This is a genomic window from Bifidobacterium amazonense (genome assembly GCF_018555435.2).
GTDB classification, from domain to species: Bacteria; Actinomycetota; Actinomycetes; order Actinomycetales; family Bifidobacteriaceae; genus Bifidobacterium; species Bifidobacterium amazonense.
The window spans coordinates 1-13712 of the sequence record NZ_JAFEJT020000012.1 but is presented as its reverse complement, the minus strand read 5'-3'; the positions used below and the strand labels follow the sequence as shown (position 1 = coordinate 13712).

Sequence of the window (13712 nt, the reverse complement as noted above, 5' to 3'; positions counted from 1 at the left end):
GGGAGGCGTGGAGCCTCCCGCGACCGCGATGACTGACTGCGACGACTCGATGGCTATGGAGGCGCGATGAACATTGCCGTGATCTTTGCCGGCGGCACCGGCCAGAGGATGAATTCAAGGACCAAACCCAAGCAGTTCCTGCTGCTGCACGGCAAGCCGATCATCATCTACACGCTGGAGGCGTTCGACCAGCATCCCGACGTCGACGCCATCATCGTGGTATGCCTCAAGGAGTGGATCGACATCCTCTACCAGTGCATCGACAAGTTCGGCATCGGCAAGGTCCGTTCCGTCGTGCCGGGAGGCGAATCGGGACAGGAATCCATCCGCAACGGCATCATGGAGGCCCATCGTCGCTACCCGGACGACTCCGTGGTGATCGTCCACGACGGCGTGCGTCCCCTGATCGACGAGCAGACCATCACCGATTGCATCCGCAGCACCAAGGAACGCGGCAGCGCCGTCACCGTCGTGCCGGCCACGGAAACGATCGTGCAAAGCGACGACGGCGTGATCAGCAACATCATCGACCGCAAGCACTGCCAACTCGCGCGGGCGCCCCAATGCTTCCGTCTCGGCGACATGGTCGCGGCGCACGAGCGGGCGGCCGCGGACGACAGGCAGTTCATCGACTCGGCCTCGCTCATGGCGCACTACGGGCACAAGCTGTACGAGGTGGAGGGCACGCAGTCCAACATCAAGATCACCACCCCGTCGGATTTCTACATCATGCGGGCCATCATGGATGTGCAGGAAAGCTCCCAGATTTTCGGGTTGTGAGAGGAGAGAACGCGATGACCGACCTGAACGCCGAATACGCCGCGCTCGCGAACGAGACGGATATCGATTGGGCCTGCCTGCGGGGAGCGCATGTGCTCGTCACCGGAGCCACCGGCCTGATCGGCTCGCTGTGTGCGCGCACGCTGCTCGAACGCAACCGATCGCATGATGCCGGCATCATCGTCGAGGCGCTGGTACGCGACACGGACAAGGCCCGGGCCGTGTTCGACGGATACGGCGAACGTGACGGCCTGAGGCTGGTGCAGGGTTCCCTCGACGACGTGGACGGCATGGACGTGCCCGCCGACTACATCATCCACGCGGCCTGCCCGACCGCATCCAGGTTCTTCATGTCCCATCCGGTCGAAACGTTCGCCGCGATCGTCGACGGCACACGGTCGATGCTCGAGCTCGCCCGGCGGTCGCGCAGCCGGTCGTTCGTCTACGTGTCGAGCATGGAGGTGTACGGCATGGGCAACGCCGAGCCGGGCGTCGACCATCCGCTCCGCGAGGAGAACGTCGGCTATATCGACCCGTGCCAGGTGCGCAGCTGCTATTCCGAAGGCAAGCGTGCCGCCGAAAACCTGTGCGTCTCCTACGCGTCGGAATACGGGGTGCCGGTGAAGACCGTGCGACTGGCCCAGACGTTCGGCCCGGGAATCCCCCGAGACGACGTGCGCCTGTTCGCCGCGCTCGCCCGCAACGCGGTCGCCGGGCAGGATTTCGTCATGAAGACCACGGGGGAGAGCACCCGCATGTACGCCTACACCGCGGACGCGGTCTCCGCCATCCTCACGGTGCTGCTCGGCGGCGAGGACGGCGTCTCCTACAACGTGGCGAACCCGTCCACGTATTCGTCGATCAGGGACATGGCCGACATGGTCTACGAGCGGTTCGGCACGGGCGACGCCCGTGTGGTCGTGGACGTCGATCCGGACGCCCCCTACCCGCCCCAGCATCACCTGCCGTTGGACGTCTCGCGTCTCGAAGCCCTCGGCTGGAGGCCGCGGGTCGGGCTGGAGGAGATGTACCGGCGTCTGATCGGCTATTTGCGCTAGTCCGGGAGGATGGGCTCGACTATGTTCAGGACCTTGCGGCAACTCTGCGCCGAGAACTGGCAGTGGCGGCGTCAGGTATGGAACCTCGCGAAGATCGATCTGGTGAAGACGTATCGCGGTGCGGCGCTCGGCAAGATCTGGCTGTTCGTCAAACCGGCGGTCTACATCCTCGTCTTCTGGGTGGCGCTGGAGTTCGGCCTGCGCAGCTCGTCCGACGTCAACGGCAAGCCGTACCTGCTATGGCTGTCTGCCGGCGTGTTCCCGTGGTTCTTCATGTCCGACATGATCTCCACGGGCAGCGACGTGTACCGCCGATACCCCTATCTGGTCAACCGCATCAAATTCCCGCTGTCGCTGATCTCCACGTTCTATACGCTGTCCCTGCTCATCATCTTCTCGTGCATGATGGGATTCACCATCGTCGTCTGCGCGATATGCGGCATCATGCCGAGCGTGTATCTGCTGCAGCTGCCGTTGGTCATGGCGTTCATGTTCGTGTTCTGGGTGTCGTGGTCGATGGCGCTGTCCCCGTTGAGCGCGATCTCCCGCGACTTCTCGAACCTGCTCAAGACGCTGGGCACGCCGTTCTTCTGGCTGTCGGGCATTCTGTTCGACATCGGCCACTGGCCCCGCGCCGCGCGTCTGGTCGCGTCGTTCAACCCGGTCACCTGGGTCGTGCAGTCGGTTCGGGACTGCTTCGTCTACGACAGGTGGTTCTGGGCGGATCCCGAATCGTTCCTGCCGTTCCTTGCCATGCTGCTGGTGTTCGTGCTGCTTGCGCTGCATAACTACGGCCGTTTGTACACGGAGGTGCCGGATGTCCTCTGACCTGCCCGCGAACGTCACCCGCATGGGCGAGGCGACCGTCATCCGGGACGAGGACGCGTCCACGCCCGTCGCCGTAAGCTTCGACCATGTCACCAAACGGTACAAGCTGTTCAGGAACGACAAGCAGCGGCTGCTGGGCACGTTCATCAGGAGCGTGCCCTACGACACGGTCAACGCCAGCAACGATCTGAGCTTCGAGGTCCCCCGCGGCTCGTCCCTCGCCCTGCTCGGCGACAACGGGGCCGGCAAGTCCACCGCGTTGAAGATGATCACCGGCGTGTGCTTCCCCACTTCCGGCACGGTGGAGGTGCACGGCCGCGTATCCGCCCTGCTGGAGCTGTCGGCCGGCTTTGACATGAAGCTGTCCGGCATGGAGAACATCGACATGCGCTGCCAGCTGTGGGGCCTGTCCAAGGGGGAGTCGGAGAAGCTGATCCCCGAGATCGTGGAGTTCTCCGAGCTCGGCAAATACATCGACCAGCCGATGCGCACCTATTCCAGCGGCATGCGCGCACGCCTCGGCTTCGCGTTCGCCTCGTCCATCCGTCCCGACATCCTCGTCGTCGATGAGGCGCTGTCCGTCGGCGACCGCAAGTTCGCCGCCAAATGCAAGAGCCGGGTGCGTTCCATCATCGCCAAGGAAAACGTCACCGTGCTGTTCGTCACGCATTCGACGGCCATGGCCAAGGAGTTCTGCGAGCAGGGCATCGTCATCCAGAAGGGCCGTGCCATGTTCTCCGGAGGCATCGAGGACGCGATCGCGTACTACACCGCGTCGTGACGTGCGGGATGGGCCGGCCGTCCCTCCGGGTGCTATCGTCGGTAACCATGCTGCACCATGTCATCCGCCCGGCCGAGGACCGGGATCTGACGGCCATCACCGACATCTACAACGAGGCCGTGATCCGCGGGGGAGCGTCCGCCGATCTCGAACCCGTATCGCTTGACGCGCGTCGCGCGTGGGTCGACTCGCACGAGCCGCGTGCGAAGTATCCGGTCGTCGTCATCGACGTGATCGACGAGACGACCGGCGAACGCACGACGGCCGGATTCGGCTCGCTGTCGAAATTCCATACGCGCGCCGGCTACGACGGCGTGACCGAGCTGAGCTACTACATCGCCGGCCGATACCACGGCCGGGGACTCGGCACGGCGATGGTGCGCTGGCTGCTCGACGCCGCCGTCGAACGCGGCTTCAGACACGCCGCCGCCATCATCTACGCCGACAACGCCGGTTCCGTGGCGCTCATGCGCAAGTTCGGCTTCACGCGATTCGGCCTGCTGCCCGCGGCCGTCACCACCGCCGGCAGCGACGAGCCGCACGACATGAGCTACTGGTGCAAAAAGCTTTAGGCGGACCGCCGCACGACCGACGACCGGGTTGCGATGACGCCGGGAACGGGTATGATTCCTGTGTTTGCGCACGATACGGGACGCCGTGACGGCACGGCGCACGGACGAACAGGGGAGTGACATGGCATCCGATTTCTGGCTGATCGTAGGACTGGGCAACCCGGGCAAGAAGTACGAGGACACGCGGCACAACATGGGCTTCATGACCGCCGACGTGCTCGCCGAACGCTGGTCGGTCGCGTTCTCCGACCATAAGGGACTTGCGATGCTCGGCAAGGGTGCGATGAGCCTGAACGGGAGCACCGTCAAGTTCTTCCTCGCCAAGCCGCTCACCTACATGAACGACTCGGGCAACGCGGTCGCATCGATCAGCGCCTACTACCAGATCAAGCCCGACCACATCGTCGTCATCCACGACGACATGGACCTCGAATTCGGCCGCATCAAGGTCAAGGCCGGCGGCTCGGCCGGCGGCCACAACGGCATCAAATCCATCGACCGTTCGCTCGGCACGCCGCAGTATGCGCGCGTGCGCATGGGCGTCGGCCACGCCAAGCGCGGCGCCAACGCGCACGACAACACCGTCAACTGGGTGCTCGGCGGTTTCGGCCCCGACCAGCGCAAGCAGCTGCCCGAATTCCTCATGGACGGCGCCGACGCCGCCGAGGAGATCATCTTCAACGGACTGGCGAAGACGCAGGAGAAATTCAATGGCCGCTAAGGCGAACGCGACACGGGCCACGAGCGCCGACGAGCATATCGCGCGCCTGTCCGACGGCTCCCTCGCCGGCGTGCTCGCCGCACTCGACAAGGATCCGCGCTTCCACGCGCTCGCCGCCGGCGAGATCGAACCGTACGTCGACAAGGACACCGACCCGACCATCACCGTCGGCGCCCCCGACGGCATTCGCCCGGCGCTCGCCGCGGCCGTCGCTCATCGCAAGCCGGTCGTGCTCGTCGTCGCCTCCGGCCGCGAGGCCGAGGAGACCGTCGCCTCGCTGCGCTCATGGTACGACGGCGATCCGAACGACATCACCCAGCTCGAAGCGTGGGAGACGCTGCCGCACGAGCGGCTGAGCCCCCGCGCCGACACGGTCGCCAGCCGCATGGCCGTCTTCCGCCGGCTCACGCACCCGGACAAGACGAACCCCATGTTCGGGCCCATCCGCATCCTCGTCATGCCGGTGCGCTCGCTCATCCAACCGGTCGTCAAGGGACTCGGCGACGTCGAGCCGCTCGTCTTCACGCAAGGCGAGGAGCTGCCGCTCGACGAGGCGTCCGCCAGACTCGTCGAAAACGCGTACACGCGCGTCGATCTGGTCATGGACCGCGGCGAATTCGCCGTGCGCGGCGGCATCATCGACGTCTTTCCGCCCACCGCGCCGCATCCGGTGCGCATCGAATTCTTCGGCGACGAAATCGATACGATCCGCGAATTCCACGCATCCGACCAGCGCACGTACGGCGACGGCATGCGCACGATCTGGGCGACGCCCTGCCGCGAACTGCAGCTGACGCAGGCCGTGCGCGACAGGGCGAATAGCCTGATCGGCCGCATCCCCAACGCCGACGACATGCTCGAATCCATCGCCAACGCGATCCCCGTCGAAGGCATGGAATCGCTCATGCCCGCGCTCATCGACGACATGGAGCCGGTCGCCGGCATGTTCGACCCGCATGCACTCATCATGCTGTCCGACCCGGAAAAACTGCGCCGCGCCGCCGAGGACCTCGCGAAGACCGCGAACGAGTTCCTCGCCGCCAGCTGGCACGTCGCCGCGTCCGGCCACGGTGCGGGCGCCCCGATCACGTTCGACCAGGCCAGCTTCCTCGACTTCGAGGAGACGGTCAGCGCACTCGCGTACTCCAGCCACGACGTGTGGAAACTGTCCAGCTTCGGCGTGGACGCGACGATGCCGAATCACGTGCAGCTGTCCGCGCGCACGCCCGGCGAATACCGCGGCGACGAGGAGAAGGCCGCGGCCGGCATCGAAGGACTCATCGACGCCGGTTACCACGTCACCGTCACCGCCGCCGCGCAGGGCACGCTCGCGCGATTGAAACGCGCGATCAATGAGACCGGCATCGCCACGTTCGACGTGATCCGCTCGCAGGCCGTCGACGGCTTCGTCGACGAACCGGCGAAAACCGCGCTGCTCACCGAGCGCGACCTGACCGGCCGCTCGTCCGCCGCGGGGCAGGCGAAGACGCCGAAACGCCGCCGCAAGGCCATCGACCTGATGGAGCTCAAGCCCGGCGACTTCGTCGTGCACGAACAGCACGGCATCGGCCGGTTCATCGGCATGAAGCAGCGCGAGATCGGCGCCGGCAGGAACAAAAGCACCCGCGAATACCTCGTGCTCGAATACGCGCCGAGCAAACGCGGCGCCCCGGCCGACAAGCTGTTCATCCCCACCGACCAGCTCGACCAGATCAGCAAGTACATCGGCGCGGAGGTCCCCAAGCTCAACAAGCTCGGCGGCTCCGACTGGGCCGAGACCAAGGCGAAGGCACGCAAGCACGTGCACGAGATCGCCGAGGACCTGGTCAAGCTGTATTCGGCACGACAGCGCACGCCCGGCTTCGCGTTCAGCCCGGACACGCCGTGGCAGAAGGAGCTGGAGGACGCGTTCCCGTACCAGGAGACCGCCGACCAGCTCACCACGATCGACGAGGTCAAGGCCGACATGGAGAAGCCCGTGCCGATGGACCGCCTGATCTGCGGCGACGTCGGCTTCGGCAAGACCGAGATCGCCGTGCGCGCCGCGTTCAAGGCGATTCAGGACGGCAAGCAGGTGGCCGTGCTCGTGCCCACCACGCTGCTCGTCCAGCAGCATTACGAGACGTTCACCGAACGCTACGAGGGCTTCCCGGTCACGGTCGCGGCGATGAGCCGCTTCCAGACGACCAAGGAGATCAGCGAGACGATCGAGGGGCTCGAATCCGGTGCGGTCGACGTGGTGATCGGCACGCACAAGCTGTTGAACCCGAAGATCAAGTTCAAGGATCTCGGCCTGGTCATCATCGACGAGGAGCAGCGCTTCGGCGTCGAGCACAAGGAGACGCTCAAGGCCCTGCGCACGAACGTGGACGTGCTCTCGCTGTCCGCGACGCCTATCCCGCGCACGCTCGAGATGGCCGTGACCGGCATCCGCGAGATGTCGACGCTCGCCACCCCGCCCGAGGACCGTCTGCCGGTGCTCACGTACGTCGGCGCGTACGAGGACGCGCAGGTCACCGCGGCCGTGCGTCGCGAGCTGTTGCGCGGCGGCCAGGTGTTCTACGTGCACAACCGGGTGCAGGACATCTCGAAGATCGCGGCGAAGATCCACGAGCTCGTGCCCGAGGCGCGCGTCGGCATCGCGCACGGCAAGATGGGCGAGAAGCAGCTCGACCAGATCATCCGCGACTTCTGGCATCGCGACATCGACGTGCTCGTGTGCACGACGATCATCGAAACCGGTCTGGATATCTCGAACGCGAACACGCTGATCGTCGACCACGCCGACAAGTTCGGCCTGTCGCAGCTGCACCAGCTGCGCGGACGCGTCGGCCGCGGCCGGGAACGCGCGTACGCGTACTTCCTGTACGATCCGACCAAGCCGATGACCCAGCAGTCGCACGACCGTCTTGCGACGATCGCGCAGAACACGGCGCTCGGCTCGGGCTTCGACGTGGCGATGAAGGACCTCGAGCTGCGCGGCACCGGCAACCTGCTCGGCGACGAACAGTCCGGCCACATCGAAGGCGTCGGCTTCGACCTGTACATCCGCATGGTTTCGGAGGCGGTCGAGGCGTACAAGGCGCCGGAGCAGAGCGTGGAGCCGCTCACGGTGACCATCGATCTGCCGATCGAAGCGTCCATCCCGGTCGACTACATCGACTCCGACAAGCTGCGGCTCGAGGCGTACCGCAAGCTCGCCGCCGCGCGCAACGAGGACGATCTCAAGGAGCTGGCCGAAGAACTCACGGACCGCTACGGCAAGCTGCCGGAAGAGTTCGAGACGCTGTTCGGCGTGGCGCGCCTGCGCATGAAGGCCCGCAAGCTCGGCATCTCGGAGATCATCGCGCAGGGGCGCAACGTGCGCGTCGGCAGGATCGACCCGCCCGAGTCCATCCAGATGCGCATCAACCGCATCTACAAGGGGGCCCAGTACCGTGCGCTCACGCACACGTACCTGATCCCCGCGCCGTTCGCCGGCTCGCTCGGCTCCGGCCCGATGAGCGGCGAGATGGTCATGGACTGGACTTCCGACCTCCTCAATGACTTCGCATGGAGTCCTCAGGGCAGGAGATAGGCGAGCACCGTTCGTAGCCCAGCATCCGCGTCATGCGTCGCACTACACTGTTCGCCTATGACCAACGATACGAACCGCGACGAGACGACGGCCGCCGGGGCGGCGCCGGATGCGCACATCCGACGCGCCGAGGCGCGCGACATCCCGCAGCTGCACAAGCTGCTGCGTGAGGTGCTGGAGGTGCACCACCGGGGCCGTCCGGACCTGTTCAACACCGGCGTGACGAAGTACACGGACGATGAGCTGGCGTCGATCGTCTCGAATGACGAGACGCCGGTGTTCGGCGCGTTCGCGGCGGACGACGCGACGCTGTACGGCTATGCGTTCTGCGTGTTCGAACGGCATGCGGACAGCCATATCCTCACCGACGTCACGACGCTGTACATCGACGACATCTGCGTGGACGAGGCGGCTCGCGGCCGGCACGTCGGCACCGCGCTGTACCGGCATGTGCTCGATTTCGCGCGCGGTGCGGGATGCTACAACGTGACGCTCAACGTGTGGTCGTGCAATCCGGGAGCGCAGGCGTTCTACGAGCGCATGGGTCTCAAGCCGTACAAGGTGGGCATGGAGCAGATCCTGTAGCCGCCGATGTAGTCCGGCCGTTGTGACACGTAGGCGCGCGCCGGGATCGGGGCGCGAACATGAACGGGACATGAATGCCAAGTGGCCGGCGGTATGGCGGATCCGCAATGATGTGAGCGTTCACATTTTCGTGTCGCCCGACCTTGCGTCTCGTCCATCAACCCCGGTATTCTTAAGGCTGTCATCACAACCTAACGTTTAAAGGAGTAGTTGTGGCAGCAATTGAAAGCGTGTACGCGCGTCAGATTCTCGATTCCCGTGGCAACCCGACCGTTCAGGTCGTGCTGGACACCGAAGACGGCGCTCAGGGCCTGGGCCTGGTCCCGTCCGGCGCCTCCACCGGTGAGGCCGAGGCTTGGGAGCGTCGCGACGGCGACAAGTCCGTCTACGGCGGCAAGGGCGTCCTCAACGCGGTCAAGGCCGTCAACGAGGAGATCGCCCCGAAGGTCATCGGCATGGACGCCTCCGACCAGCGCGCCCTCGACGACCTGATGATCGAGCTCGACGGCACCCCGAACAAGGGCCGCCTCGGCGCCAACGCCATCCTCGGTGTCTCCCTGGCTGCCCTGTACGCCGCCGCCGAGTCCGCCGAAGAGCCGCTGTACCGCTACATCGGCGGCACCAACGGCCACATCCTGCCGGTTCCGAACATGAACATCATGAACGGCGGCGCCCACGCCGACTTCGCCACCGACATCCAGGAGTACATGATCTCCCCGTACGGCTTCGACACCTACTCCGAGGCCCTGCAGGCCGGCGTCGAGGTCTACCACACCCTCAAGAACGTCCTGAAGAAGGAAGGCCTGAACACCGGCCTCGGCGATGAGGGCGGCTTCGCGCCGAAGATGAAGTCCAACAAGGACTCCCTGAACTACATCATGGACGCCATCTCCGCCGCCGGCTACGAGCCGGGCAAGCAGATCGGCATCTCCCTCGATGTGGCCTCCTCCGAGTTCTACAACAAGGAGACCGGCAAGTACCACTTCGAGGGCGACGACCGCGACTCCAAGTACATGCTCGACTTCTACGAGCAGCTCATCGAGGAGTACCCGATCGTCTCCATCGAGGATCCGTTCCAGGAAGAGGGCTGGGAAGACTGGACCGCCATCACCAAGCTGCTCGGCGATCGTCTGCAGTTCGTCGGCGACGACCTGCTGGTGACCAACCCGGCTCGCCTGGCCAAGGCCATCGAGCTCGGCGCCGCCAACTCCCTGCTGGTCAAGCTCAACCAGATCGGCACCGTCACCGAGACCCTCGACGCCATCGAGCTGGCCACCGCCAACGGCTACACCTCCATGGTCTCCCACCGTTCCGGCGAGACCCCGGACACCACCATCTCCGATCTGGCCGTCGCCAAGAACACCCGCCAGATCAAGACCGGTGCCCCGGCCCGTGGCGAGCGCGTTGCCAAGTACAACCGCCTGCTGGAGATCGAGGAGGAGCTCGGCTCCACCGCGAAGTACGCCGGCTACAGCGCGTTCAAGGCCTGCAAGAAGTACCTCGCCAAGTGAGCCTGGCATGCGTAGCGCGGTCCATGACCGTGTGACGTTCCGGTGATCATCGGATGCCCGCCGCATTCCCCGTCGAATGCGGCGGGTATTTTTATTGCCTATGAGTGCACGATCCGCCCGGGAGCAGTCCGGCAAAGCAGGAAAGACGCCAAAATCAGCGAAATCGACGTCCCGCACGCCCGGTCGCTCGCGAGGCGCGTCCGGCCCCAAGGCGAAGACCCGCAGCAGCGGCCCGATCGTCTTCTTCATCGCACTGTTCATCGTCGCGCTCGGCTCCATCCAGCTGCTGTCCACGCTGTACACATACGCCATCGACCTGTCCGAACTCAACGGGCTCAAACGGCAGGAAGCCGCGCTCATCGCCAAAAAACAGGAACTGGAGAACAGCATCGCCCGATGGAACGACGACGCGTACGTCGCCGCCCAGGCGCGCGAACGGCTCGGTTTCGTCTTCCCCGGCGAGCAGGCGGTCACGGTGCTCCATCCCGAGGCGGTCACCGGCAAGCCGCAAAGCGAGGATTCGAGCTCCTCCCAGACCGAATCGGACAAGAAGACCCTGCCTTGGTATAGTGAACTGGCCTATTCGATCGAACAGGCGGACGCCGCCGACACCTCGACGGAAACATCCTCCTCCGACACCGCCGGGCAGACCGACGGCAAGGATTCAGGGAACTCCTCCACGGACCAGTCGAACCAGACCGACCGGAAGACGACGGACGGCACGACCGACGACAGCAAGAAGGACCAATGAGCGAAACGAACACCGCACAGACGACCACCACCGACGACCTCACGCCGTTCGCCGACGCCGCCAAGGCGCTCGTGGACCGCTGCATGGCCGAACCGGCGAACGACAAGGACATCGCCATCGTCGAACGCCAACTGGGGCGCTACCCGCGCGGCATGGTCGCCGTCGGGGCGCGCTGCGTGTGCGGCCGGCCGCTGGCCGTGATCACCCGGCCGGTGCTGCCGGGCGGCATCCCGTTCCCCACCACCTGCTACCTGACCAGTCCGGAGGCCGTGAAGGCGGCGTCGCACGTCGAGGCCGACGGCGGCATGCGCGAATACAACGAGCTGCTCGCCGCCGACGAATCCGTGCGCGCGGCCTACCATGACGCGCATCTGCGCTACCTCGCGTTCCGCCACGAACTGGCGCTGCGGCTCGGCGACAGCGAGGAGCACATCGCCGACACCAGCGCCGGCGGCATGCCGGTCCGCGTCAAATGCCTGCACGCGCTGCTCGCCCAGACACTCGTCATGGGGCCCCGCGCCAACCCGATCGGCGACCTGACGCTGAAACGCATCGCCGACGAATTCAGCCCGACCGTCTGCCGCTGCACGACCGAGGACTGAGCGGGATCGGGCGGCGGCGTCGGGCCGTCGCCATCCGGACGACCATCCAACGGACCAAGACAGGGGAGAGACACCATGAGCGAAACCAGCAGACGTTCCGTGACCGTGGCCGGCATCGACTGCGGCACGAACTCCATCCGTCTGAAGATCGCACGCGTCGACGCGGACGGCATGCACGACATCGTGCCGCGCACGCTGCGCGTCATCCGTCTCGGACAGGACGTCGACAAGACGCACCGCTTCGCCGACGAGGCGCTCGAACGCGCCTACGCCGCCGCACGCGAATTCGCCGGCATCCTCGACGAGCATCCGGTCGACGGCCTGCGCTTCGTGGCCACGTCGGCCACGCGCGACGCCGAAAACCGCGAGGAGTTCGAGGACGGCATCGAACGCATCCTCGGCGTGCGCCCCGAAGTGATCCCCGGCACCGAAGAGGCCGACCTGAGCTTCCTCGGCGCGACCAGCGTCGTGCCGCGCGACCTCGCCGCGCCGTTCCTCGTCGTGGATCTCGGCGGCGGCTCCACCGAGCTCGTGCTCGGCGGCGACGGCGTAGGCACGCCCGACACCAAGGCCGAGGCCGCGTTCTCGATGAACATCGGCTCCGTGCGCATGACCGAACGCCACCTGCACACCGACCCGCCCACGCAGGCCGAAATCGACGAGGCCGTCGCCGACATCGACGAGCACATCGACGAGGCGTTCCGCACGGTCCCCGCCGGCCGGACGCACACGATCATCGGCGTGTCCGGCACGGTCACCACCATGACCGCGCTCACGCTGGGACTCAAGGAATACGACCACCGCGCCGTCGACGGCGTGCGCGTGCGCTACGAGGACGCCTACGCCGTCGACGACCGGTTCCTGCGTATGACGCGCGCCGAACGCGCCGAATACAAGACCATCCATCCCGGACGCATCGACGTGGTCGGCGGCGGCGCGCTCGTCTGGAGCCGCGTGCTCGCCAAGGTGTCCGAGGCTGCGCTGGCCGACCACGGCGAGGCGATCGACACGTTCGTCGCCAGCGAACACGGCCTGCTCGACGGCATCGTGCTCGACTACGGACGCAGGCTGCTTACGGCCTGATGGCGCGGGATCCGGCGTCGAGTCCGTCGTTCCCACCGTTTTCACCGGCTGTTCCCGGCAAACGGTCACACAACGTATCAATGTGGGGGTAACGTGAAGGGTATGGAAAAGATGGATACCAAAGAATCCGGCAAGTCGTCGCTGCTGGACGGCTGGAACGCGCCGCCGAACCTCGTCACCTACTCGCGCATCGTGCTGGTCGTGGTCTTCCTCGGCCTGTACATCGCGGCCGGTCCGTGGGGCGCGAACAACTACGCGATGCGCTGGGCCGCGGCGATCATCTTCATCGTCGCCGCGTCCACCGACAAGCTCGACGGATGGATGGCGCGCACGTTCGACCAGGTCACCGAACTCGGCAAGCTCATGGACCCCATCGCCGACAAGCTGCTCACCTGCGCCACGCTGGTGGTCGCCGCGGCGTTCGGCGAACTCGGCCAGACCGTGCTCGGCTGGATCGTCGTCGCGCTGTTCCTGCTGCGCGAGATCGGCATCACCGTCATGCGCTTCTTCGTGATCGACACGGGCGGCAAGGTCATCGCCGCCGCATGGCCCGGCAAGCTCAAGACGCTCTTCCAGTGCATCGGACTGGCCATGCTGCTCCTGCCGGTCTGGCAGTTCGCCGGCGGCTCGGGCGACAACCCGATGTGGCTGACCGTCTACCTGTTCCTCACCTACCTGATGATCTACGTGGCGCTCGTGCTGTGCCTGTACTCGGGCGGCGTGTATCTGATCAACACGTTCGGCGGCCGGGGCAAGGACGGCAAGGCGACGACGCCGCGCAAGTGACGTCCCGTCCCGCGGGACGCGCATGAGACGCACACGATGACGCGGCGCATCCGCGGCATCCGATCGACCCTCCCTCC

The 13712-nt window shown here is 65.8% G+C and carries 13 protein-coding genes; all 13 read left to right on the top strand.

The annotated features are described in order from the left end of the window. The first annotated feature begins 66 nt into the window (after positions 1-66). The 13 genes from ispD (at position 67) to pgsA (ending at position 13635) form a co-directional block, all read left to right on the top strand. Positions 67-780 (top strand): 2-C-methyl-D-erythritol 4-phosphate cytidylyltransferase, encoded by a 714-nt coding sequence (gene ispD / locus JS533_RS04290; RefSeq protein WP_241513279.1) that lies wholly within the window; start codon positions 67-69, stop codon positions 778-780. Between the two features lie 14 nt (positions 781-794). After that, positions 795-1838, top strand: coding sequence for an NAD-dependent epimerase/dehydratase family protein (locus JS533_RS04285; RefSeq protein ID WP_241513278.1), 1044 nt, complete (start codon positions 795-797; stop codon positions 1836-1838). Between the two features lie 21 nt (positions 1839-1859). After that, positions 1860-2666: an ABC transporter permease gene (locus JS533_RS04280; RefSeq protein WP_241513277.1), complete on the top strand. Its 807-nt coding sequence runs from the start codon at positions 1860-1862 to the stop codon at positions 2664-2666. Next, positions 2656-3447 carry an ABC transporter ATP-binding protein gene (locus JS533_RS04275; RefSeq protein WP_241513276.1) on the top strand — a complete coding sequence of 264 codons (792 nt, stop codon included), beginning with the start codon at positions 2656-2658 and terminating at the stop codon, positions 3445-3447. The genes JS533_RS04280 and JS533_RS04275 overlap by 11 nt, the downstream gene beginning before the upstream one ends. A 47-nt stretch (positions 3448-3494) precedes the next feature. Continuing rightward, complete coding sequence (locus JS533_RS04270) at positions 3495-4019, top strand: GNAT family N-acetyltransferase (RefSeq protein ID WP_241513275.1); 525 nt, start codon at positions 3495-3497, stop codon at positions 4017-4019. A 121-nt stretch (positions 4020-4140) separates the two neighbouring features. Next, on the top strand, positions 4141-4740 hold the full coding sequence (gene pth / locus JS533_RS04265) for an aminoacyl-tRNA hydrolase (RefSeq protein WP_241513274.1): 600 nt from the start codon (positions 4141-4143) through the stop codon (positions 4738-4740). Next, on the top strand, positions 4730-8317 hold the full coding sequence (gene mfd, locus JS533_RS04260) for a transcription-repair coupling factor (protein ID WP_241513273.1): 3588 nt from the start codon (positions 4730-4732) through the stop codon (positions 8315-8317). The genes pth and mfd overlap by 11 nt, the downstream gene beginning before the upstream one ends. A gap of 57 nt (positions 8318-8374) precedes the next feature. Beyond that, positions 8375-8902, top strand: a complete 528-nt coding sequence (locus JS533_RS04255; RefSeq protein ID WP_241513272.1) for a GNAT family N-acetyltransferase — start codon at positions 8375-8377, stop codon at positions 8900-8902. 212 nt (positions 8903-9114) lie between these two features. Beyond that, on the top strand, positions 9115-10413 hold the full coding sequence (gene eno / locus JS533_RS04250) for a phosphopyruvate hydratase (RefSeq protein ID WP_219058321.1): 1299 nt from the start codon (positions 9115-9117) through the stop codon (positions 10411-10413). A gap of 100 nt (positions 10414-10513) precedes the next feature. Next, positions 10514-11164, top strand: a complete 651-nt coding sequence (locus JS533_RS04245; protein WP_241513271.1) for an FtsB family cell division protein — start codon at positions 10514-10516, stop codon at positions 11162-11164. Beyond that, positions 11161-11766 carry a DUF501 domain-containing protein gene (locus tag JS533_RS04240; protein WP_420838621.1) on the top strand — a complete coding sequence of 202 codons (606 nt, stop codon included), beginning with the start codon at positions 11161-11163 and terminating at the stop codon, positions 11764-11766. The genes JS533_RS04245 and JS533_RS04240 overlap by 4 nt, the downstream gene beginning before the upstream one ends. 75 nt (positions 11767-11841) lie before the next feature. Beyond that, positions 11842-12849 carry a Ppx/GppA phosphatase family protein gene (locus tag JS533_RS04235; protein ID WP_241513270.1) on the top strand — a complete coding sequence of 336 codons (1008 nt, stop codon included), beginning with the start codon at positions 11842-11844 and terminating at the stop codon, positions 12847-12849. 111 nt (positions 12850-12960) lie between these two features. Then, positions 12961-13635: a CDP-diacylglycerol--glycerol-3-phosphate 3-phosphatidyltransferase gene (gene pgsA, locus JS533_RS04230; RefSeq protein ID WP_241513269.1), complete on the top strand. Its 675-nt coding sequence runs from the start codon at positions 12961-12963 to the stop codon at positions 13633-13635. The last annotated feature ends 77 nt before the right edge of the window (positions 13636-13712 follow it).